23 protein-coding genes and 2 pseudogenes are annotated in these 20,406 nt (G+C 55.0%); 13 read left to right on the top strand and 12 right to left on the bottom strand.

Annotated features, from left to right (window positions below; genetic code table 11):
- Nucleotides 1-235 precede the first annotated feature (235 nt).
- Entirely contained in the window at nucleotides 236-469 is a 234-nt protein-coding gene (locus JK176_RS13405; protein WP_167383471.1) for a hypothetical protein, read from the bottom strand.
- 184 nt (nucleotides 470-653) lie between these two features.
- On the opposite strand from JK176_RS13405, the gene JK176_RS13400 reads away from it, so the two are divergent.
- Both JK176_RS13400 and JK176_RS13395 read left to right on the top strand, forming a co-directional pair.
- Nucleotides 654-1,136 (top strand): Hsp20 family protein, encoded by a 483-nt coding sequence (locus JK176_RS13400; RefSeq protein WP_077804079.1) that lies wholly within the window; start codon nucleotides 654-656, stop codon nucleotides 1,134-1,136.
- Between the two features lie 75 nt (nucleotides 1,137-1,211).
- Nucleotides 1,212-1,553: a hypothetical protein gene (locus tag JK176_RS13395; protein WP_099287170.1), complete on the top strand. Its 342-nt coding sequence runs from the start codon at nucleotides 1,212-1,214 to the stop codon at nucleotides 1,551-1,553.
- A 48-nt stretch (nucleotides 1,554-1,601) separates the two neighbouring features.
- On the opposite strand, the gene JK176_RS13390 is transcribed toward JK176_RS13395, so the two are convergent.
- From JK176_RS13390 to JK176_RS13360, 7 genes and pseudogenes are all read right to left on the bottom strand, one after another.
- Nucleotides 1,602-2,159 carry a phosphate-starvation-inducible PsiE family protein gene (locus tag JK176_RS13390; protein WP_077804077.1) on the bottom strand — a complete coding sequence of 186 codons (558 nt, stop codon included), beginning with the start codon at nucleotides 2,157-2,159 and terminating at the stop codon, nucleotides 1,602-1,604.
- Nucleotides 2,160-2,418: 259 nt separating this feature from the next.
- On the bottom strand, nucleotides 2,419-2,724 hold the full coding sequence (locus JK176_RS13385; protein WP_233142707.1) for a hypothetical protein: 306 nt from the start codon (nucleotides 2,722-2,724) through the stop codon (nucleotides 2,419-2,421).
- The gene (locus JK176_RS15025) at nucleotides 2,721-3,071 is read right to left on the bottom strand and encodes a hypothetical protein (protein ID WP_235993401.1); all 351 of its coding nucleotides are present in this window, start codon (nucleotides 3,069-3,071) and stop codon (nucleotides 2,721-2,723) included. The genes JK176_RS13385 and JK176_RS15025 overlap by 4 nt, the downstream gene beginning before the upstream one ends.
- A 357-nt stretch (nucleotides 3,072-3,428) precedes the next feature.
- A complete protein-coding gene (locus JK176_RS13375) occupies nucleotides 3,429-3,698 on the bottom strand; it encodes a hypothetical protein (protein WP_077804075.1) in 270 nt (89 codons plus the stop codon).
- A 356-nt stretch (nucleotides 3,699-4,054) separates the two neighbouring features.
- Nucleotides 4,055-4,489 (bottom strand): annotated as a pseudogene (locus tag JK176_RS13370) (transposase); the annotation flags it as partial.
- Between the two features lie 29 nt (nucleotides 4,490-4,518).
- On the bottom strand, nucleotides 4,519-5,856 hold the full coding sequence (locus tag JK176_RS13365) for an IS110 family transposase (RefSeq protein ID WP_211588223.1): 1,338 nt from the start codon (nucleotides 5,854-5,856) through the stop codon (nucleotides 4,519-4,521).
- 316 nt (nucleotides 5,857-6,172) lie between these two features.
- Nucleotides 6,173-6,808, bottom strand: a pseudogene (locus tag JK176_RS13360) (transposase); the annotation flags it as partial.
- A 212-nt stretch (nucleotides 6,809-7,020) separates the two neighbouring features.
- On the opposite strand from JK176_RS13360, the gene JK176_RS13355 reads away from it, so the two are divergent.
- From JK176_RS13355 to JK176_RS13330, 6 genes are all read left to right on the top strand, one after another.
- On the top strand, nucleotides 7,021-8,397 hold the full coding sequence (locus JK176_RS13355) for a PLP-dependent aminotransferase family protein (protein ID WP_077804073.1): 1,377 nt from the start codon (nucleotides 7,021-7,023) through the stop codon (nucleotides 8,395-8,397).
- Nucleotides 8,398-8,450: 53 nt separating this feature from the next.
- Complete coding sequence (locus JK176_RS13350) at nucleotides 8,451-8,768, top strand: putative quinol monooxygenase (RefSeq protein ID WP_077804072.1); 318 nt, start codon at nucleotides 8,451-8,453, stop codon at nucleotides 8,766-8,768.
- A 2-nt stretch (nucleotides 8,769-8,770) separates the two neighbouring features.
- On the top strand, nucleotides 8,771-9,997 hold the full coding sequence (locus JK176_RS13345) for a Tm-1-like ATP-binding domain-containing protein (RefSeq protein WP_077804071.1): 1,227 nt from the start codon (nucleotides 8,771-8,773) through the stop codon (nucleotides 9,995-9,997).
- Nucleotides 9,990-10,820 carry a phosphoenolpyruvate hydrolase family protein gene (locus JK176_RS13340; RefSeq protein WP_077804070.1) on the top strand — a complete coding sequence of 277 codons (831 nt, stop codon included), beginning with the start codon at nucleotides 9,990-9,992 and terminating at the stop codon, nucleotides 10,818-10,820. Before JK176_RS13345 ends, JK176_RS13340 begins: the two co-directional genes overlap by 8 nt.
- A 489-nt stretch (nucleotides 10,821-11,309) precedes the next feature.
- Complete coding sequence (locus tag JK176_RS13335; RefSeq protein WP_077804069.1) at nucleotides 11,310-11,918, top strand: nitroreductase family protein; 609 nt, start codon at nucleotides 11,310-11,312, stop codon at nucleotides 11,916-11,918.
- A 37-nt stretch (nucleotides 11,919-11,955) separates the two neighbouring features.
- Complete coding sequence (locus tag JK176_RS13330) at nucleotides 11,956-13,152, top strand: MFS transporter (RefSeq protein WP_233142704.1); 1,197 nt, start codon at nucleotides 11,956-11,958, stop codon at nucleotides 13,150-13,152.
- Nucleotides 13,153-13,371: 219 nt separating this feature from the next.
- Here the strand turns inward: JK176_RS13330 and JK176_RS13325 are convergent, their stop codons facing one another.
- On the bottom strand, nucleotides 13,372-13,779 hold the full coding sequence (locus JK176_RS13325; protein WP_086649761.1) for a VOC family protein: 408 nt from the start codon (nucleotides 13,777-13,779) through the stop codon (nucleotides 13,372-13,374).
- Nucleotides 13,776-14,402: a glutathione S-transferase family protein gene (locus JK176_RS13320; RefSeq protein ID WP_211555900.1), complete on the bottom strand. Its 627-nt coding sequence runs from the start codon at nucleotides 14,400-14,402 to the stop codon at nucleotides 13,776-13,778. Before JK176_RS13320 ends, JK176_RS13325 begins: the two co-directional genes overlap by 4 nt.
- Before the next feature lie 150 nt (nucleotides 14,403-14,552).
- Between JK176_RS13320 and JK176_RS13315 the strand changes: the two genes are divergently transcribed.
- Nucleotides 14,553-15,446 carry a LysR family transcriptional regulator gene (locus tag JK176_RS13315; protein ID WP_256445024.1) on the top strand — a complete coding sequence of 298 codons (894 nt, stop codon included), beginning with the start codon at nucleotides 14,553-14,555 and terminating at the stop codon, nucleotides 15,444-15,446.
- Between the two features lie 122 nt (nucleotides 15,447-15,568).
- On the opposite strand, the gene JK176_RS13310 is transcribed toward JK176_RS13315, so the two are convergent.
- On the bottom strand, nucleotides 15,569-16,039 hold the full coding sequence (locus JK176_RS13310; protein ID WP_233142702.1) for an Rrf2 family transcriptional regulator: 471 nt from the start codon (nucleotides 16,037-16,039) through the stop codon (nucleotides 15,569-15,571).
- Between the two features lie 80 nt (nucleotides 16,040-16,119).
- On the opposite strand from JK176_RS13310, the gene JK176_RS13305 reads away from it, so the two are divergent.
- On the top strand, nucleotides 16,120-17,013 hold the full coding sequence (locus JK176_RS13305) for an NAD(P)/FAD-dependent oxidoreductase (RefSeq protein ID WP_077804067.1): 894 nt from the start codon (nucleotides 16,120-16,122) through the stop codon (nucleotides 17,011-17,013).
- A 38-nt stretch (nucleotides 17,014-17,051) separates the two neighbouring features.
- On the opposite strand, the gene JK176_RS13300 is transcribed toward JK176_RS13305, so the two are convergent.
- Nucleotides 17,052-18,266 (bottom strand): MFS transporter, encoded by a 1,215-nt coding sequence (locus JK176_RS13300; protein WP_063904058.1) that lies wholly within the window; start codon nucleotides 18,264-18,266, stop codon nucleotides 17,052-17,054.
- Between the two features lie 104 nt (nucleotides 18,267-18,370).
- Between JK176_RS13300 and JK176_RS13295 the strand changes: the two genes are divergently transcribed.
- The 3 genes from JK176_RS13295 (at nucleotide 18,371) to JK176_RS13285 (ending at nucleotide 20,404) form a co-directional block, all read left to right on the top strand.
- Nucleotides 18,371-18,988: a TetR/AcrR family transcriptional regulator gene (locus tag JK176_RS13295; protein WP_063904059.1), complete on the top strand. Its 618-nt coding sequence runs from the start codon at nucleotides 18,371-18,373 to the stop codon at nucleotides 18,986-18,988.
- Between the two features lie 170 nt (nucleotides 18,989-19,158).
- Nucleotides 19,159-19,920, top strand: coding sequence for an SDR family NAD(P)-dependent oxidoreductase (locus tag JK176_RS13290; protein WP_063904060.1), 762 nt, complete (start codon nucleotides 19,159-19,161; stop codon nucleotides 19,918-19,920).
- Nucleotides 19,921-19,951: 31 nt separating this feature from the next.
- The gene (locus tag JK176_RS13285) at nucleotides 19,952-20,404 is read left to right on the top strand and encodes an SRPBCC family protein (protein ID WP_211565292.1); all 453 of its coding nucleotides are present in this window, start codon (nucleotides 19,952-19,954) and stop codon (nucleotides 20,402-20,404) included.
- Nucleotides 20,405-20,406: the final 2 nt, after the last annotated feature.

The following is a 20,406-nucleotide window of genomic DNA, read 5'->3' as shown; positions in this document are numbered from 1 at the left end:
CGTGCATAGCCGACCTGCCGCTTCCCCCCCTAAACAGCCTGTCGGCTCATCAACAACAGAGCAGACGGGCTGTAGTCGCCCTCATCCCGGACATACAAGCCCCCATTCGCCAAGCTCCTAAGCGGACAGTCCGCAATCACCATGAGCTGATGGAGTTTCCTCCCACCCGAGTGCATTCTCCGCTCGGCTGCATAAAAGCAGCCCCTTCTGAGAACGTATCATAGAACAAGACATGTCAGATGGGGTGGAAGGCCTCCTTGCGGCATTGATGTGCCATACCGGCGGTTGATAAGCCTTCTGAAGGAGACCGCCCACCCCAACTGACAGCTAGCGGCGCGACCAGGACTGGTGGTGGAACGACAATGGGTGGTCCAGCATAAATCCACGGCCAGGCCTCCGCCGGAGCGGCAATCAGCATGGTCGCGGCGAATGCCACGGCCAGCAACTTCCATCCGATACTATCAGGCATTGTTCTGGTCCACTCTGAACACGCGAACGATTGAGGACGCCCAAACCTGCCTTTCTGCATTTTTGATACCTCTTGACACCATGCACGGAGTGCCCAGATTGAATCTGCCGGCCGCCGAAGGGGTCGGCAGACAGAACTATCAGTTTTGATCTTGTGTCCATGTTGCTCAAAGGAGGATATGGCTATGAGAGCCACCGTTGATTTTGCTCCCCTGTTCCGTTCGAGCGTGGGTTTTGACAGAATGCTCAACGCCCTTGATCTCGCCAGCCGGATTCCGGCGGTCGATAACTGGCCGCCTTACGATATCGTCAAGACCGGTGAGGATGATTACCGGATCGACATGGCGGTTGCCGGACTTGCCGAGGCCGACCTTACGATCACACAGGAGCGCAATACTCTTGTCGTGACAGGTCGAAAGGCGCCGGAGCCGCAAAGCGCCACCGAATATCTCCATCGGGGTATTGCGGGCAGAGAATTCGAACGCCGCTTCGATCTGGCCGAGCATATGAAAGTCACCGATGCGCACTTCGAGAACGGACTTCTGTCCATTACTCTGAAACGTGAGATACCCGAAGCGATGAAGCCGCGTCGTATCGCGATTACGTCCTCTACAGCACGTGCGGAGGAAGCCGTGCCCCAGATTGAGGCGCGGAAAGAGGCAGCCTGATGGCGTGACGAAAACTCTCCCCCGGCCATTCATCCGGCCGAGGGAGAATCTCGAAAGGTCATGAGCATGAAGAGGATGAAAATATCTCTGTCGTGCGCTGCTCTGAGCTTGTCTCTACTGAGCCAGTCGGGCGCACATGCTGGTGATGTTGTCCGGACGACTGCAACATCGTTCGATGCAAGGGCGACTGAGGGAACGTCCACAATCCCCGAAACCGGGGCTCGCACTCATTACGAAGACGGCACAGGTGATATGCTGGTCGACAGCTTGAACGCAAGCCAGTTGGATCAGAACTACAAGGGACCGGTCTACTCTCCCGGACAACCCATTCCGCCGTTCCGGCCCATCGACACAGATCATCTGGCACCGTCAGGGCCAGAGACGGCGAAGAAGACGTCCTCATCGCACGAGACATAGTGGGGATTGAGTAAAGGCGGCGTTATAGACCGCCTTTACTTCGATTCTTCAGGATGAAGACCGTTCAGGCTCACAGCGGGCCGCAGGATTATCTTCAAGATGCGCCTGTTCTCTGGCATCGCGCGCGACACGCGCATCCTGCTCGCGGACCAGCCAGTAGACGGCACCCAGCGCCAGAACAGCCGCCGAGAGAGCGAACAGTTCCATGGCAGTCACATCATGCAGATCCAGCAGGATGAATTTGCGGGCAATCGCCAGGAGGGCGATCAGGACGATGGTCCGTACCCGGATGACGTTCTCATGCTGGGCAAGAACGACCAGCAGGGAGTGTTTGAATTCAAGGGCGATGATAACAGTAAAGATCGCGCCAAAAATCGCCTGGAAGATCGTCTGGTTGATCGGATCGATTCCGACATCGACGACCAGATGCCATACCGCGCCGATCAGATGAATCGTCGCGATGGCGGTGACCAGCATGATGAGCGCAATCAGGGTCAGAATGATCGCCTGTTCAAAACGCTCGTAGAATGTCAGGCCCCTGAACAGCTTGATGAAGTGGGACCAGTCCCTGCTCTGCCAGGAACGTTTCATGGAGAGGTCTTCCATAGCCGTTTTCCCATCTATGAATTGCGTTATAGTTCCCACGCCCTGGGTCTGGTTTTTCTTTTAGAGCAGTTCCACTGATCCAGAGTTAAAAGGACTGGTCGAACCGCTTGATCCCTCGGATGTGGATGCGAACTCCCCTGCGGACTGAATCAGTCTCTGGAAGGGCTCATGGCCCTTCCGGCTTACATCCGGTGCCAGCATGGCAGACAACAGGACAATATTCTGGCATGATCTCGCACGGCCTTTGGCAAGGCCAATGTCAGTTGATTTTCGAGGTCTCCCAACGACTAGCCCAAGGCCTTGGCCATGTGCGTGCGGTCAGCGACAGGCAGGAGTTTTCGGACCACGGCGTTGGTCGGGTCGTCGCTTCCGGGTCTGGCGCGGTTCTCCAGCGAGATACCAGGTGGTAAATCAGATGGTCAGCCGCCCGATGCATGAGGCCGCCGTATCCGCGGTCTTTTTCCTCGTAGCTGAGATAGTGGGCAAGCAGGACCGCCAGTTCTGTGCTGATCTGAACGGTCGGAAGCGACATAATTTTGTTCGGCCTGTCCGTATGAAGAGTCATGGTGCACTCCTCAGGCCGGACCGCGTGTCACCCGATGTCAGAGCCGTCGCATCCAGAGGACTGACGCTCAAGCCAGAAACAGTGGCGGTGACGTCGATATGCACGGATCCGAACAGATGCAGGAGGGCGGCCTGAGGCGTATAGGCGCCCTTGACGGCTGCCGAGGTCCTGCCGTCCATAAGGATCGGGTCGATTAGGACCGGGCACCCGGTCTGCCGGCTCAATATCTCTATGGCGCGGGCCAGTGGCATGGATGGAATGTTTACCGGCTGCTTTTCTGTCTCGCACGACAGCATACCCTGCGGTGCATGAGCTGATGTCGGCGAGACCATTCCGACCAGCAGCATGAGGATGAGACCGACAGCGACATGTGGCCTCTCCCGCTGCCGAAGGTGCCGAGGTTGCTTGGCTGTCTGTTCCGCTCGCTCCGTCTTTCCCGCGGAGTGCGACCAAACTGGCCGCATTGTCCCCCGTGAACGGGGCACGGGGGGATGGTTATTCCAATAGTGCTGAAGCGCCTTCAGGTTGAGAAAATGAATAAAACTCGACATCTCCCTGTTCTCGCTGCTTTTGATTTCATCTGCAGAAACGCGGGACCTCCGATGGAAGGCCCCGCTCCACCCTCTCATTCGTGCGGTCGTTCCAGAAAAGATGGCGCTTCCGCTCGGAGAAGGCGTTTCTGATCTACCCGGCGCGGTTGTGCCTTACGCCGCGATCGGAACTGGCGGTGCGGCTCTTGCCCGCATGGGGACACGGAACGCGAGATCAGAAGCCAGAGGATCACACCCGGCAGGGGTGACCGTGCCCGCCTGGACCAGGCATTCCAGCGTAGAGCGAAGTCTGATCCCCGGTATACCGGTATGGGCCACCAGAGACGTCAGCATCACGCCACGTCCGTCATGACCGAGGCGGCGGAGCACGGAGAGGACACGCGGAGCTAGCGGATCGTCTCCAAAAAGGGGGCGCGTTACCATGATACGCCTCCCTCCAGTCGGTTGCGCCATCTCCGGGCGGCTGTGCGCAAGGAGCGGCGATAGCGGGAATAAAGTCCTTTCAGTGTCGACATCCACATCCTCCGATTAAAGCAACATGGACTTCAGTTGTCTGGCTCACAGAGCCTATGCCGGACCCGATGGCGTCCAGCGAAAGAAAAATTGGAAGAGATGCTTGCCTCGTCAAGAGGGCACGAAATGCAGATGGAGGGATCGAAGAACCGTTGATTGATGTGCTTGGCCCGTGATTTCTGGGTTTTGGCAATCTGATTGACGGTTCTTTGGGGCGTTTTCTGTTTGTGTTTTGAACGGATTAGGGGCTGTCCCCTGCTGGATGACTACGCGCTCGCGCTGATTCGCTCCAGGAAGAGAAGACGGCGCATATTATAGACGATATTGGCGAGCCCGATCCTCATGGTGGCCCGGGTGATACCGACAGTTCGGATCAGCAGTCCCGTCTGTGATTTCTGATCGGCAAAGACATGCTCGACACGAGATCGGATCACAGACTTTCCGGCATTCGATTTCTGGATATGCCGGGGCATAGGTTTGAGATGCGGCTTTTTCCTGTGAACCTTGGAGACAAAGCCCTGCTTTTCCATGAAGTCTTCGTTGGCTTTGGAGCGATACGCCGTGTCTGCCCAGACGCTTGAGGCCGTATTGGTTTTATCCAGCAGCCCCTCTCTCAATCGCGCGCCATCGCTGGCAACGGCATCCGTCGTCTTCCATTTCCGGATGAACCGATACTTCCGGTCGATGGAGACGTGATCTTGTACCGAGAGCGCAAGCAATTTTTCCGGTTTCAGGAGTTCTTTTCGATCCGATTGGAACGACGTCCTGCTCTACTGTTTTCTCCGACAGTATAGCGCTCCAGAGTGATAGCTTTTGCTTCACAGAGGGTGATGCTGTTTCCCTCCCTGTCGCGCACTTCATAAGGCTTTCCTCGTTTGAGAACGCTGAAGATCCGGTTCACAATACGATTGGCAACGGCACATAAAGCCTGTTTGTGATGATGACCTTTCGCCGTCATCAGCCTCCAATAAAGTTCTGCCAGTTCAGGATCTGTTTTTCGTGCCGTATCAGCAGCAAGATAAAGTGCATGTTTGATGCGGTTATTGCCACCCTGGATCAGGGTCTGGCCCGCTCGCTCCACACCACCACTATCAGCCCTCCTGGGAAACAGGCCACAGAACCACCGTAAATGTTTTTCGGAATGAAACCGCTCAATGTTCTGCAAGATACCGATCAGGGTTGGCGCGAGATGACGGCCGACACCCGGAACACTGAGCAGAAGAGCCTGTGGGTCGAGGTGTTTATAGAGATCTGCAATATGCTGCTCAAAATCTTCAACTGGTTGGATTTTCTTCAGAACATTCTCAATTCCCGTCGCGATTTGGAATTGTAGTTCCGAAAAATCAATGTGTGTCCCATGAAGGTCTTGAGCGTATTGCGCCGCTTCACGTGACCCTGTGATCAGCGTTTCCACAAAGGGCCCACTGCGCGGATGGTTCCCTCCCGCATGAGCTCCAACATATTTGGCGAATGTCGTACGACGCGCCTTCAAAACATCCGAGGGGTGAAACCATTTCTGCAACAGGGCCAAAGAGAGCCGTGTTCCTAAGTCGGGCAAGACTGCTTCAAGCCTGGGGGATGCCCAACGAATGAGATCAAGCAGGCGCCGCCTGGCATCCGCGATCTCGTTCTGAAAGCGGCTTCTCTGTTTGGTTAAACGTTGAAGAGCGTGGCTTTGCGGATCCGGAATGTGGACTGGATCAAGACGTGGTCCACCAAATGACGGTATGGCCGCCAGGATCTGGGCATCAGCCATATCCGTTTTGGCGTGTTCGGAAAGGTAACGGCGTAGAGCCTTGACCCGTTTTCCCTTGACACGAGCCACGGTGACGCCAGCATCTGCAAGATGGTGGGCAACAGGAAACCAGCTCATGCCGGTTGGCTCCATGATGGCCTGAATGTGGTCATCCGCTCTCAGCCCCATCACGGCTGTCTGAACAAAAGCGGCGAGTGAGGGCTGATCGTGCCTGAAACGAATTGCACGGCCATTAGGGCGGCCATCGTCATAGATCTGAGCGAGGTGATCTCCGCGAATGGCCAGATCAATACCAATGATACGGAATGTCATGGTCGGTCCTTTCTGGTGAGGGAACCAACGCTACGGTCACAGTCAGGTGTGTCATTCGTGGCCGATCAACTTCACTCAAAGCAGACGCCACAATCTTGTTACTCTTGCCCCGTCAGCGCGGCCGGACCGGGTTCATGCTTCACAAAAGACGAGACGATCGGCGGATCTCTCAGGGACTTCAGCCCCGAACCGGCCTGGTTCGCTCTGAGAGTATAGACCCGGTTCCCGGCATGCTGGGAACCGGGTCTGATCCACAACCACGTCTCCGAAGCCTGCGCTTCTCCGACTTTCTCCATGGCATCAAACCCGGCCCCGCTATCGATACCTGGGATTTGTAGCCAAAGAACGGGATGGCGAGATCGCTGGATGGCATGGTTCCATCATCCTGCCGCTTCGCCTTCGTGAACTTCAGCGTCCAGCGCGCATGGCGATCCTTGTGCGACAGCTTGGACGGCTTGTCCTGCCAGTCTTCGGGGGTACGTCCTGCCCGGAGATCTACCTTCTCGGCATTAGTATTGCGCTGCTTTGGAGCAGCCACCAGCGTTGCATCCAGGATCTGACCCGACATCGGCAGATAGCCTGCGTTCCGCAGGGTCGCATCAAAGCGCTCAAACAGTCTTTCAATGGCCCCCGCCTGTGTCAGGCGTTCACGGAACAGCCAGATTGTTTTGGCATCAGGCACCCGATCTGAAAGCCCCAGACCAAGGAAACGCATGAACGACAGCCGGTCGTTGATGAGATATTCCGTCCGTTCATCAGACAGATTGTTCAGCGTCTGGATCACCAGGATCTTGAACATCAGCACCGGATCAAATGGCCGTCGCCCGCCTTTGCTTCCATCTGAATAGGCCAGGGCCTTCTCCAGATCAGGGCAGAACGCTTCAAGCTGATCACCAAGCCCGCTCAATCGCGCAAGCCGCTCTTCAACGTCAAAGAAACCAGCCTGCTTCATCTTCTCCCTCAATCAATGCAGGAGAAATGGAATCACAGAGACAGACTCAAAACCAGAGGGTTTTTCGAACCCTCCAGGTAGCCCTGACGATTGGCTTCTGGCTTCGCGGGGGCGGGACGATACGATAGAATAGTCCTAACCACCCTCCATCTGCCATCCAGAGCGGGGTATTCCCCCACTATTGAGCTTTCTAAAATTAATTAGGCAAAACAATGCGAAGCCAGTCACCTTGGAATGCACGTCTCCCAGACGGAACCGGATCGTCAGCAGAGCGTCTAGCCGACGTGCTGGGATCAGACATACTCCATGGTATTTTGTCTGTTGGCGATCGACTGCCAGCACACCGTGACCTCGCGTGGCGTCTGGGCATCGGCATTGGATCCGTTACGCGCGCTTATGCCATTCTTGAAAGACGCGGATTAGTGCGGGCCGAGCATGGGCGTGGATCTTTCGTTGCAGCACGGGCGGATGATCGGTCGATTTTGCTGGATATGTCCACCAATATGCCCCCGCCCATGTTTAGTGACCGAGCACTCGCTCGCACCCTGTCACGTCTGGCCCGTACCGTCGACGCCGCCCTTTTTAACGTTTATCCACCTGTTGCTGGACATATCGAACACCGTCGAATTATGGCGCACTGGCTGACAGGTTGCGGTATCGAAATCGATCCGGAAAATCTGTTACTGACTGGTGGAGCGCAACAGGCACTCAGCGTGGCGTTCACCGTCGCGCGCCCACATGTGGGCAGCATTATAACCGAAGAGGTGACCTACCCCGGCATGCTGGACACAGTGCGTCGCGGAGGAAAAACCTTGCAAAGTATTGCCATGGATGCGCGCGGGATGATGCCTGATGGGCTGGAAGCCGCCTTATCGTCACCCCAAACTGGACGGGCATTAGTGTATGTAACGCCCACCCTGCATAATCCAACCACCGCTTGCATGGATAGCGATCGAGTACATGCCATTGCCCAGTTATGCCGCCGGTTCGATGCTCTGGTCATCGAAGATGGTGTCTATGCTGGACAGAGCAAGCTAAACCACACTCTCGCGGCGCTCATTCCGGAACGGACTTTTCATGTTTCCAGTCTGTCAAAAATCATCAGTCCAGGTTTGCGCATAGGCGCGCTTGCCCCCCCAGCTGCATTCGCAGCGCAGACACTTCCAGTACTGCTTGCATCATCCCTGATGATCGCTCCCCTGTCCTATGCGATGATGGCTCAGTGGTTGAGCGATGGAACGGCTAGCAGCGTCCGTCAATCTTTACGTGCCGAAGCCGCAAGACGACGGAATCTTGCCCGTAATATATTGGGCAAACGCATGACAGAACCGGGTGGAGACGGCTTTCACCTTTGGCTGCCCATGGATGCATCCACAGCAGAAAACGTCGCTGAAAACGCAAAGGCACTCGGTGTTTCAATCGCACCACCGAGCGCTTTTGCCAGTTGCGACACCCTGCAAACAACAGGCGTAAGGCTCGCCCTGGGTGCCGTATCCTTCAAAAATCTGACCGTAGCGCTGACGCGCATACGTCAGGCATGCGAACTAGTAGAAAGAAAAGTGTCACGCGACACTATAGTCTTAGGCTGAAAGTGTCACTCCGCGTTAGTCTGACAAGAACAGTCAGGCGGCGGAGAGAAAGCATGTCAGACCTATCAACAAATGTCCTTACTATCATTGCCGAAATCTACATCCGACCTGAACACAAAGATGCCGTCCTCGGCGCAGTTGCGGCATGCGTTATCGCGTCGCGTTTAGAGCCGTCCAATATCTCCTATGACTGCAAGCGTGACCAAAACAACCCGCAGCATCTCGTGTTTATCGAACAGTGGGAGAGTCTCGACGCGCTTCTAATTCATGAGCAGACGGCACATTTCCTGGCCATGAAAGAGACGTTTACGGCAGGACTGGAAAGACCACTGACGGTCACATTGCTTGAGCCGTGTCCCCGGATGGCCTGACGATGGCAAAATACGTCTATATCATCGGAACGCGAGACACCAAGGACGCAGAACTCCGTTATCTGCAAACCAAATTGTCGGAACGTGGTGTGCTCTCCAGAGTTGTCGATGTCTCCACAGGACACAATTGCACCGGTGTCATTCAAGCCACCGATGTCGTGGCATGGGACGTCGCATCATGCCACCCGCGTGGGCCCGATGCCGTATTCGGGAATGTCAGAGGTCCAGCAATTGCAGGAATGTCTGACGCGTTGTTGCACTATCTCTCCTCGCGCCCTGATGTGGCAGGAGTACTGGCACTAGGGGGGTCTGGAGGCAGCGCACTGGTAGCACCTGCTTTGCAGGCAATGCCCATCGGTATTCCAAAAATTCTTGTGTCCACCGTGGCATCTGGAAACGTTGCGCCTTATGTTGGTGGATCCGATATAGCAATGCTGTATTCCGTGGTCGATATGCAAGGGCTGAACCGTGTGTCGCGGCGAGTGCTCGAAAACGCAGCGAATGCCATGGCCGGTATGGTGCGTTCTGCGACGCATGAACCCGAAGACCAACGCCCTGCGATTGGCTTGACGATGTTTGGTGTAACGACACCCTGCGTCACACACCTGACTGATACCTTGCATCATCAGTTTGACTGTTTGGTGTTTCACGCCACCGGCACGGGTGGTCGTTCGATGGAACAGCTTATTGATCGTGGAGTCATACGCGGTGTAATTGACGTTACAACAACGGAATTCTGCGACCTCATTGCGAATGGTATTTTTCCTTGTGGAGAAGACCGGCTCGGCGCAGTTGAACGCACTAAAGTGCCTTATGTCGGCAGTTGCGGTGGTCTCGACATGGTCAATTTCGCTGCCCGAGATACGGTTCCACAAAATTATAGAAATCGTGTTCTGGTAGAGCATAACCCACACATCACACTGATGCGTACATCAGCCGAAGAATGTCGTCAGATGGGGCAAATGATTGCCGAACGCCTGAATCACTGCGAAGGCCCCGTCGCATTCTTTATACCGGAAGGCGGCTTTTCTTTACTTGATGCGGCTGGAGAGGTCTTTTTCGATCCCGAAGCCGATGAAGCATTCGTCGCGGCGTTATCAGGGATGCTGCGCGAAAGCGCAAGGCGAAGGCTGATACGCCTGCCATATGCGCTCAATGATTCTGCTTTTGCTCAGGCAATGGCGGACGAATTTCAGACAATGTTCAAGGAGACCGAATTCAATGCCTAGCATTGCACGCGAAACTATTCTTGGTCGTTTGCGCGGCCTTATCGCAGAAGGGCGCCCCATCGTTGGGGGCGGAGCAGGAACAGGTCTTTCCGCCAAATGTGAGGCGGAGGGCGGCATCGATCTGATCGTCATTTATAACTCCGGTCGTTACCGCATGGCTGGACGCGGTTCACTTGCGGGCTTGCTTGCTTATGGCAACGCCAATCAGATCGTTATGGAGATGGCACGTGAGGTGCTGCCAGTTGTCCCAAACACGCCAGTACTTGCCGGCGTGAATGGTACCGATCCATTTGTGGACTTTGATGTATTCCTCGACGAAATACGCAGGGTGGGTTTTTCTGGTATACAAAACTTCCCGACAGTCGGGCTGATTGACGGTACATTCCGAAAAAACCTTGAAGAAACCGGCATGAGCTATGCTATGGAAGTGGATGTCGTCGCTCGGGCCCGCAAGAAAGATTTGCTCACGACCCCTTATATCTTCGACCCAGAGCAAGCTGTCAGCATGACAAAAGCGGGCGCGGATGTTCTGGTTGCCCACATGGGCCTGACAACTGGTGGCAATATTGGTGCAGAAACAGCATTCACACTGGACGACTGTATAACGCTGATCAACCAGATGACGGATGCTGCCAAAAGTGTGAGAGACGACGTCATCGTTCTTTGCCATGGCGGACCGATTGCAATGCCTGAAGATGCCCAGAAAGTCCTCAAGGCTTGCCCTGATTGCCATGGATTTTATGGTGCATCGAGTATGGAACGGTTGCCAACCGAACGCGCGCTGGTCGAACAGACACAATTGTTTAAATCTATGACGCGCTAGTATTCTTCCTGAAGGGCATGTTAGGAAATAGTAATGTCTTAAACATGCCTTTCTTTTTCCTTCCGTACATTTGAAAAATTCCATGAATAGCCATATAAATCAGGAGCATAGACATGATAGGAAGCGATATCAGTGATGCTATGCTCCGGCCCCAGTCTCGGGAACAGATCCCCGACGATGAAGAGATCGCCAGTCAGCGTCACGGCTGGTAGTGTGTATGACACAAGGCGATCTCATGAAACCATTACCAGCCCTGATACATGGTAGATCATACCTCCCAAAAAGAATGTAGTGTTATGGCGCCTCGCATCAGCAAAGATGCCATCACCCGAAATGAAACTCTGTAGGCCTACGGCTATCCCGGACGGGCCAAGGGGAACGATGGAACACCCATCAGACGGGCCGTCTCATAAGCCTAAGCACCCTTAATGCCCTCTCCGCGTTGACAGGGTAAATTGTACAACAGAGCCACACAACAGGAGAAATGTCATGCCCCTCGACGTCGCCAGTGCCATTCTGCAACGCCGCGCTACCAAAGTCTTCGATCCCGACCACCGCATGACGGACGCTGAACTCGACACACTGCTCGGTCTCGCCCGCCGTATGCCAACGGCGTTCAACATCCAGAATTGGCGCTTCGTCGCCGTGACCGATCCAGAACTGCGCACCAAGATCCGCGCCGTCGCATGGGATCAAGCTCAGGTTACCGACTCTTCCGTGCTTCTGGTTCTCTGCGCTGACATCAAGGCGTGGGAGAAATCCACCACGCGCTACTGGGAAAACGCCTCCACCGAAGTGCAGCAATTCATGACCGGCGCGATCGATCAGTATTATCGTGGACGCGAACAGGTCCAGCGCGACGAAGGCATGCGCTCGTGCGGTATGGCAGCGGCAGCCATCATGCTACAGGCCGAAAGCATGGGCTACGGCACATGCCCGATGGACGGTTTCGACTTCGACGCAGTGGGCAAGCTGATCAATCTTCCCGAGGACCATGAAATCGTCATGTTCGTCGCGGTCGGTAAATGTGCCAAGTCCCCTCACCCGACCGGCGGCATCCTTCCGACAGACGAGATCATTTTCAGGAACACGTTCTGAGCCGCCACTCGCCTCAAAAGTTGCCAGAAGGCCGCCCGTGACAAACGCTACCGCTCACACGACATTCCGCCTGACACCGGCGATAACCGGACTGTTCGCCGGGGTGTGCGGCCTGACGGTCGCGAACATCTACTACGCGCAGGCTCTGATCGGCCCCATCACGAGTGCACTGGCCATTTCCTCCACATGGGCGGGAAGTATCGTCACGCTGACCCAACTCGGCTACGGGGCTGGGTTGGTCCTGATCGTGCCGCTCTGCGACCAGTCCGAAAACCGTCGTCTGATCCTCCTGACGATTGCCGGGCTTGTCGTCAGTCTGATCGGAGCGGCGCTCAGCACCTCAGTCGCGACATTCATGCTGTTTTCCGTCACCATCGGTCTGTGTTCCGTGGGGTCGCAGATTCTGCTGCCGCTCGCCACGCATTTCGTGGAACCCGGTCAACGTGGCAGAACGATCGGCAATATCATGGGCGGCCTGCTGTCGGGGATCATGCTCTCGCGGCCCGTCGCAAACGCTATGGCGGCCGCGTTCGGCTGGCGAGCCGTGTTCTGGGTCTCTGCTGTCGTCATGATGCTCGCGGGTCTTGGGCTGGCGCGCGTTCTGCCCGTTCAGGCCCCAACCCGCCGCATGTCTTACGGAAGCCTCTTGCGGTCGATCATGCATCTTCTGGTCCAATACAGGACGTTAAGGGTTCGCATCGCCTGTCATGGTCTCGTCTTCGCTGTCTTCAACATGTTCTGGACCGCCATTCCGCTTTTGCTTCATGCCCAGTTCGGCTTTAGCCAGGGCAAGATTGCCCTCTTCGCACTCGCGGGAGCAGGCGGCGCACTGGCCGCTCCTCTCGCAGGACGCTTGGCTGACGCCGGACTGACCCGTCCGGCGACACTGAGCGCAATCGCACTCGTAGGCGCAACGTCTCTCACCTCGGGCTGGGCCGTCGCTGCAGGTTGGATTATCGTCCTCGCGGTACTTGCGCTGCTGCTGGATGGTGGGGTGCAAACCAATCAGGTCATCAGCCAGCGCGTGGTTTACAGTCTCAACGACACTGCGCGCGGACGCCTGAATGCTGCTTATATGGGCGGTGTGTTCGTCTGCGGTGCGCTCGGATCGTCTGGCGGGGCCGCACTCTACAGCATTGCAGGTTGGTGGGGCTTTGCGAGCGCAGGAACGCTCATGTGCCTTGCCTCCCTCGCGCTCTTTGCCGCCACGAATGGTAGGCATGCCGCCTCATGAACCCTGCTCCATTCTCTCCGTCCCTGATCTGGTTTAAAATGCACGAACAGATAGAAATTCAAGACTAGTCTGCTTACCGGCGTCGACCTTCTTGATGCATTCGTTCAGCGTATGCGTCGAACAATCTACCTTGGTAGTACTCGATCTAAGTGATATCGGCTGAATTTTATTATCGCTGTCCTCGTTCGGCTATCAAATTCAGAGTTCCAGAAGGACAAATTACTGGAGAATTTCATTAAATTCCAGAACGTTTCCGTCTGGATCACGAATAAAACAGACGACGCGTCTGTCGTGTCCCATATGCACGGGGCCTTCTGTGATCGTAATCCGTTCCTGTTCCAGCCAGGGAACAAAATCTACCATACTTTCGATAATAAATGCCGCATGTGTGTATCCTGGATATTTGACAGGAACATCCATCAGAACATTACCAGCCGGGTCTGACACACCATTAAAAATAAGATGAATACGAAGCCCGGATGGGTGATGTAGACCACAGGCTTTCACCGCTGGAGCGTATTCTTCTGGATCACGGATGAAGCCAAATTTGGCATAAAACCGTTCGGAAACGGCGAGATCCGTCACACGAATGCCTACATGATCTAGACTCAGATGAGAGAAGTTCATTGCGCCTCTCCTGTTTTCAAATCCGCTACAATATTCGCGAATGGAACAAATCCCTCTAGGCTTTCCGTGCGCTGCAACCATCTACTAATGGCCTTGTATTCTGATAGATCAACATTTCCTTCCGGAGCTCTCGCGACATAACTGTAAAGCGCGACATCCGCGATTGTCGGTTCTTGGGTTCCTGCGATCCAGGTCCGGCCCTGCAAGGTTTGTTCGATCACTTTGAGTGTGTCGTGAGCACGCTGGATGACCTCTTCCAGATTGAAGGGGGCGCCAAAGACTGTCACAAGACGCGCAGCACAGCATCCATATGTGATTTTTCCTGCCGCAACAGACAGCCAACGTTGAATTTCCGCTTCTGTTACTAGATCCTCTGGCAGCCAATGAGATGGCCCCATTTTTCGCGCGACATAAACAAGGATGGCATTGGAATCCGCAATGATAGTCCCGTCATCATCTAGAACGGGAATTTCTGCAAAGGCGTTCAGCCTTAAAAATTCCGGAGTTCTCTGCTCACCCGCGGCCAGGTCGACAAGCGTCAATTCGTGAGGCAAGCCGACAAGAGAGAGAAAGAGGTGCGCCCGATGCGCATGCCCCGAAAGGGGATGATAATAGAGTTTCATGGAGCAATCCCGAAAAAAAATAGTTGAACAGATACATTGTCTTCTCACGGAACAAAGCGTGCGATAATCTGTCGAAATCGCACTTCATTATTGCGTTTTGTGGCTATAATTTGTTGATTACAGGAGAGAGATCTGATCGACCTTCCGGCATTGCGGATCTTTATGGCCGTGGCCGATCACGCCAGTTTTGTCGGAGCATCCCGGAAGCTGGGTCTTTCGGCAACAACGGTAACACGGACGGTGAGAAGCCTAGAGACAGCCCTCGGAATCTCCTTATTCAGCCGTACAACCCGCTCTGTACATCTGACCACTGAAGGCGTGGAGTTTCTGGCTCGGTGTCGGGCAGCGATTTTCGACCTAGATGGTGCGATTGCTATAGCGCAAGGAGCGAGGACTGCCCCCCAAGGAGTGTTGTCGATTACCGCCCCCGTTATTTTTGGACGGGTACACGTCCTTCCCGTTGTCACAGAACTTTTAAAAGCCTGGCCGCAATTGAACATCAGGCTTTTTTTGACAGACCGGGTTGTTCATCTTGTGGAAGAAGGAATTGATCTCGCCATCCGGATTGCACCTCCACAAGACAGCGCCCTGAAGATGAAGAAAATCGGAGAGGTCCAGAAAATTTTTGTTGCCAGCCCAGCTTATCTGAAGAAACACGGAGAGCCACAGGTCTTTGAGGATCTCGCAACGCATAGCCTCATTGAGGTTAATGAATATGCAGCAGGATATTCTGAGTGGCGACAGGGCGGGAAATCTGGTTTTTCGATAAAAGTCTCGCCCCGGCTTTTCGTGAACAGTGTCGATGCGGCTCTCACAGCCGCCATCGAAGATCTAGGCATCGTCACGGCATTATCCTACCAAACTCACCAATTTGTTGAAAATGGGCAGCTTCGAAGAATTTTGACTGACACCCCCGCCTCAGTACTTCCGGTCTTCATCCTGTTCCCTGCCAAAGAACGTCAGTCCGTAAATGTTCGAACGTTTGTTTCCGCGATGAAAGACAGGTTTATGGCAAAAAGGTCTCTCAAAGCACACCTCACATAGAAGAAGGGTCCCCTGCAAACAGCCGCTACCATTTTTATGCATTGTGCGGCTTTACGTTTGAGCTTCATTCCATCGAGTAACTGCAAAGCTTTTTGAGCTCTAAAGCGGCAGACTACCCTGGTTCAGGGAGAGCTCGCACAAGACGCAGAAAAGCGCCGGTCAAAATCTTTGGCGATTGCTGCAAGAGTGACCTCGCCTAGTTGAGCAATCAGAAGCGCCTCAGCTTTTTCGAGTGCGCTCGTCATTGACGCATTTACGGCCTGCTCGACGAGGCAATCGGGCGCCGGGTCGGCCAGGCCAATTGCGAAAATACGTGGCTGCCCCACGGCTTTGTAGACATCAAGCATCGAGATACTTTCCAGCGGCTTCAGAAGCGTCCACCCGCCAGCGTGCCCCTTGATGGAACGAACGAACCCCACATCCCGCAGGCCTGCCATCGTACGCCGAATAACAACCGGATTGGTATGCAGCATTTCCGCTGCTTCACCGGAGGTGATGGGCCCATTCGCGCGATCCATATGGATCAGCAAATGCATCATTCTCGATAATCGCCCGTCCAGTTGCATCGCCTGCCCTTTAGGCTCTTCTATCATGTCACATCAAGAGTTGCAAAAAGCTGATATGCATATATGTAACTTCAGACATTACATATGAAGTTGAATAGGATTTAACCATGTATGATGTGATCGTGATAGGCGGCAGCTTTGCCGGACAAGCGGCAGCTATTCAGCTGGCACGGGCTCGCATGAGCGTTTTGCTGATCGATGCTGGCTTACCGCGAAACCGCTTCGCAGACGCGTCTCATGGTTTCCTCGGCCAGGACGGCAAAGCGCCGAACACCATTATGCGTGAAGCCACTGCACAATTACGGCGATATCCAACTGCGCAGATCTTGCAGAACGACGCGCAGAAGGTGGCACGGAATGGCAAGACGTTTACTGTGTCTCTAGCCAACGGAGCAAAATTTCAGGCGAAGCGGCTGATACTCGCTACTGGCGTTTCCGATACTTTGCCCGATATCCCTGGTGTAGCGGAACGATGGGGCAAGACCGTTCTTCATTGTCCTTATTGCCACGGATATGAGGTCCGCAATCATCAGCTTGGAATTATCGCCACAAACCCAATGTCAATCCATCAGGCAACATTAATACCCGATTGGGGGCCAACAACTTACTTCACTCAGGGAATTTACGAGCCTGATCCAGAGCAGGCAATGTTGCTTAACAAGCGCGGCGTCGTGATCGAACGTACTCCAATCATTTCTCTCATCGGAGATGCTCCTGGTTTGGATGCCGTGAAGCTGGCGGATGGACGGCTCATTGAAGTCGCAGCTGTGTTCACGGTACCGAAAACCAGACCTGCCAGCCCGATTGCCGAGGATCTGGGCTGTATTCTGGAAAACGGACCTACCGGTCCGTTCATCAAGGTCGATACCTGGGGCGCAACCTCTGTGTCCGGGGTCTATGTAGCTGGGGATGCGGCTAGCCCGATGCATAATGCAACGGTCGCAGCAGCGTCGGGTGTCCTGGCAGGTATAGCGGCGCACCAATCTTTAGCCAGGGCGTGATCACGCGGTAACGCAATCCGCTGCTTGTCATCGAATACTCAGTTTTCTTTTCCATGCCCGAGCCGATGGCCAGGTCGGAACCCATAGGAGCGGGCTTGCCATGCGATCAGGAAGCTTACAGCAGCGAGTGCCATCACAATCCAGGGGAATGACAGAGCTCCCCACGTTTCCAGCAACACACCACCCAACAGGCCACCGCCGGCTATGGCGCTGTTCCAGACGACGACATTCATCGATAACGCAACATCTGTACCCTCCCCGGCTGCATCAGCCAGAGCCGTCTGGAGCAACGTCGCGGCCCCTCCGAAAGTCAGACCCCATATCGTAACGCCAATCATGATCACCGCAGGCGATGCTGATCCAATTGCAAAAAAAACTGCAACAGCAGCGAATATTGCCAGACTGACCAGAACAGAAAGCCGGAGGGCATGATCGACCGTGCAACTGGTGAGCCAGATGCCTGCAAGGGCAGCAAGGCCAAAAAGCAGGAGGATGCGGTCCGCCTCTCCTGCCAGCCCTGCCGGTGTAATGAACGGTACGATATAAGTGTAGAGAACGTTATGCGCGAGCATCCATGTTACCACGACGCCCAGAACAGATCGCACCCCCGGTGTTCGCAGGACATGACCGAACGGCTGGCGCTCATGATGTGCAAGGCCTGGAAAATCAGGAACCTTCGCCAGAACCCAGACAATTAACAGCAAGGTGGCACCCGACATGATCCAGAAGGCCAGTCTCCATCCCACAGCCGCGCCCAGCCAAGTGCCCGCCGGAACACCTACAGAAAGCGCGATCGGCGTGCCAACCATGGCGATAGCCAGAGCACGTCCTTGCTGAGCGGGTGTCACCATTCTGCGTGCATAGCCGGCCAGCAGGGCCCAGGCGAGCCCTGCCGCTGCACCCGCGCCATATCGCGCCACGAGGGTCAGGTCATAATCCGTCGAGAATGCTGTGATGGAGTTAAAAACTACAAAACCAATGATCGCCAGCAGTAGAACCCGCCTTCTCCGCCAGCGCTGTGTGGCCAATGTTAGCGGGATCGCAGCACTCAGGGAGCCCAAGGCGTAAGCCGTGACCATCTGCCCTGCCAAGGCGGGGGAAACATGCAGCCCAGCCCCGATCTCAGGCAGCAAACCTGCAGGAAGAGTTTCAGTCATAATGCAGATGAAGCCAGTCATCGCCAAGGCGAGTAAGCCGGCCATAGGTAATCTGTCATCGGGACTTCTGCGAAGGGGTATCGTCTTGGAGGTCATGCGGCTCTCATATATGGATCGAATGATCTATATATGAGAGCGTAAATTCTTGGCAATTACTTCTGGATCACTTAATATGAAAATCTTTCAAAAGGAGCAATACCATGGCGCGAACAGGGCGTCCCCGGGAGTTTGACAGGGACAAAGCACTCAATGCCGCCATGACGCTTTTCTGGGCGCAGGGCTACGAACCGACCTCCCTGACACAGCTCAAATCCTGCATGGGCAATATTTCGCCGGCAAGTTTCTATGCCGCGTTCGGCTCGAAGGAAGCCTTGTTTCGCGAAGTCGTGCAGCATTATCTGGCGACCTACGGACAGGTGATGTCGCCCTTATGGGACGAAAACCTGATACCGCGGGATGCGATTGAACGGACTTTGCGCGGTTCAGCGCGTATGCAGGCGACCCGGACGCATCCCTGTGGCTGTCTGGTCGTCTCGGGCGCCAGTAACTGTTCGCCCGAAAACGAAGCCGTTCAGGCCCTTCTCGCTGCAGAGCGCCAGCGGACGCGGACCGGAATCCGGGTCTGCGTGGAGCGCGCGATTGCCCGCGGCGAACTGCGCGATTGCGCGACAACAGCGGCCCTGCCCGATATTTTCGCGACATTTTTCCATGGCATGACATGCGAAGCGCGGGACGGGATGACGTCAACACATCTGGATGCCGCCATCACTTCGCTTCTGACCTTATGGGATGCCAACGCGCTGCTCACCACGCCGTGAAACGGTCTGCCAGACATTGATGAGCCTGCAACAGGCCAAGCCTTATGCCGTTAATTCCATATCGACCACTCCATAACTCCTTGACCCTGTTTTGCGCACATATTATGGACCATCCAGTACGGAATTAAATTCCGGAACACATCGCCGTGTCTCGGCCAAGGAATCCAGTTATGAGCAAACAGGACATCGCATTCGTCACGGGTGCCAATCGCGGCATCGGATACAGTATCGCGAAACATCTGATTGCCTCGGGCATCAACGTGATCGGGACCTATCACTCCAACGAAGACGAGGCGAACGCTGCCGAAGCAGCCCTCGTCGGCCAAAATGCAAAACTGCGCATGCTGAAGCTGGATATCGTGGACCATGAATCGTTCGCGGATTTTTCCGGACAGGTCAGAGCACTTCTCTCACATGAGTTCGAGCACAGTGCACTGAGTTATGTCGTTCAGAACGCAGGCAATATCATTCACACTCGCTTCGATGCTGCGACATCCGAACAGCTCGATAACCAGTACAACATCCATTTCAAAGGCCCCTATCTTCTGACGGTGGCCCTCCTGCCCCTGATTCGGGACGGCGGTCGTATTCTCAACATTACCTCTGCCGCGACCCGTTTCTACCTAACGGATCATGGACCTTATTCAGCCATGAAAGCCGCTACCGAAGTCATCTCACTCTACATGGCAAAAGAACTGGGAGAGCGAGGCATTACCGTCAACGCCGTCGCCCCTGGTGCGATCGCCTCGGACTTCGGTGGTGGTCTGGTCCGTGACGATGCCACGATCAATAAAAGCCTTGCAGACATCACACCCCTCGGGCGTGTCGGACAGCCCGACGATATCGGAGCTGCGGTCCGTGCCCTTCTGTCGGACGACATGCGCTGGATGAATGGCCAACGCATCGAGGTGACGGGAGGGCAGTCGCTATGAGGGCCACACAATTCCAAGCGAAGCCAGCCTCATGATCCACGTTATGGCCAGTAGTATCATTCCTGCATCCCTTCCCTCTGTCTGGCGGCTGGTCCGTAATTTTGGCGCCCTTGGACGCTGGTTGCCGGGCGTCAGAAGCTGCGTGATCGAAGGCAATGAGTCCGGTGACCGCGTCGGCGCAATCCGCCTGATTGAGATGGGGGATGTCGGACTCATCCGCGAACAGCTTCTGGCACTCTCCGACGTGGATCACGCGATCACGTTCTCGATCGTTGAATCAGCCCTGCCAGTCCGGAACTATCGCTCTACCATCAGCCTTCTTCCCATAACGAAAAACGACCACACGTTCATCCAGTGGCGGGGGCAGTTCGAGGCTCCAGCCGAACATGCCGCCAGTATGGAGGCCCGGATGCCGACACAGATCTACCAGCCAGCTTTCGACAGACTGGCCGAGATACTGGCCTCAAAGACGACATTGTCATGAAG

The sequence above is a fragment of the Gluconobacter sp. Dm-73 genome, from assembly GCF_018256215.1.
Taxonomy (GTDB): Bacteria; Pseudomonadota; Alphaproteobacteria; order Acetobacterales; family Acetobacteraceae; genus Gluconobacter; species Gluconobacter cadivus.
Note: the sequence above shows the minus strand (reverse complement) of the source record. Positions and strands in the feature narration are given on the sequence as shown.

Bases quoted from the DNA above. Each gene is read 5' to 3' on its own strand.
- JK176_RS13405 (WP_167383471.1), bottom strand. From the start codon at position 469: ATGCCTGATAGTATCGGATGGAAGTTGCTGGCCGTGGCATTCGCCGCG.
- JK176_RS13400 (WP_077804079.1), top strand. From the start codon at position 654: ATGAGAGCCACCGTTGATTTTGCTCCCCTGTTCCGTTCGAGCGTGGGT.
- JK176_RS13395 (WP_099287170.1), top strand. From the start codon at position 1,212: ATGAAAATATCTCTGTCGTGCGCTGCTCTGAGCTTGTCTCTACTGAGC.
- JK176_RS13390 (WP_077804077.1), bottom strand. From the start codon at position 2,159: ATGGAAGACCTCTCCATGAAACGTTCCTGGCAGAGCAGGGACTGGTCC.
- JK176_RS13385 (WP_233142707.1), bottom strand. From the start codon at position 2,724: ATGACTCTTCATACGGACAGGCCGAACAAAATTATGTCGCTTCCGACC.
- JK176_RS15025 (WP_235993401.1), bottom strand. From the start codon at position 3,071: ATGCTGCTGGTCGGAATGGTCTCGCCGACATCAGCTCATGCACCGCAG.
- JK176_RS13375 (WP_077804075.1), bottom strand. From the start codon at position 3,698: ATGGTAACGCGCCCCCTTTTTGGAGACGATCCGCTAGCTCCGCGTGTC.
- JK176_RS13365 (WP_211588223.1), bottom strand. From the start codon at position 5,856: ATGACATTCCGTATCATTGGTATTGATCTGGCCATTCGCGGAGATCAC.
- JK176_RS13355 (WP_077804073.1), top strand. From the start codon at position 7,021: ATGCGAAGCCAGTCACCTTGGAATGCACGTCTCCCAGACGGAACCGGA.
- JK176_RS13350 (WP_077804072.1), top strand. From the start codon at position 8,451: ATGTCAGACCTATCAACAAATGTCCTTACTATCATTGCCGAAATCTAC.
- JK176_RS13345 (WP_077804071.1), top strand. From the start codon at position 8,771: ATGGCAAAATACGTCTATATCATCGGAACGCGAGACACCAAGGACGCA.
- JK176_RS13340 (WP_077804070.1), top strand. From the start codon at position 9,990: ATGCCTAGCATTGCACGCGAAACTATTCTTGGTCGTTTGCGCGGCCTT.
- JK176_RS13335 (WP_077804069.1), top strand. From the start codon at position 11,310: ATGCCCCTCGACGTCGCCAGTGCCATTCTGCAACGCCGCGCTACCAAA.
- JK176_RS13325 (WP_086649761.1), bottom strand. From the start codon at position 13,779: ATGAACTTCTCTCATCTGAGTCTAGATCATGTAGGCATTCGTGTGACG.
- JK176_RS13320 (WP_211555900.1), bottom strand. From the start codon at position 14,402: ATGAAACTCTATTATCATCCCCTTTCGGGGCATGCGCATCGGGCGCAC.
- JK176_RS13310 (WP_233142702.1), bottom strand. From the start codon at position 16,039: ATGATAGAAGAGCCTAAAGGGCAGGCGATGCAACTGGACGGGCGATTA.
- JK176_RS13305 (WP_077804067.1), top strand. From the start codon at position 16,120: ATGTATGATGTGATCGTGATAGGCGGCAGCTTTGCCGGACAAGCGGCA.
- JK176_RS13300 (WP_063904058.1), bottom strand. From the start codon at position 18,266: ATGACCTCCAAGACGATACCCCTTCGCAGAAGTCCCGATGACAGATTA.
- JK176_RS13295 (WP_063904059.1), top strand. From the start codon at position 18,371: ATGGCGCGAACAGGGCGTCCCCGGGAGTTTGACAGGGACAAAGCACTC.
- JK176_RS13290 (WP_063904060.1), top strand. From the start codon at position 19,159: ATGAGCAAACAGGACATCGCATTCGTCACGGGTGCCAATCGCGGCATC.
- JK176_RS13285 (WP_211565292.1), top strand. From the start codon at position 19,952: ATGATCCACGTTATGGCCAGTAGTATCATTCCTGCATCCCTTCCCTCT.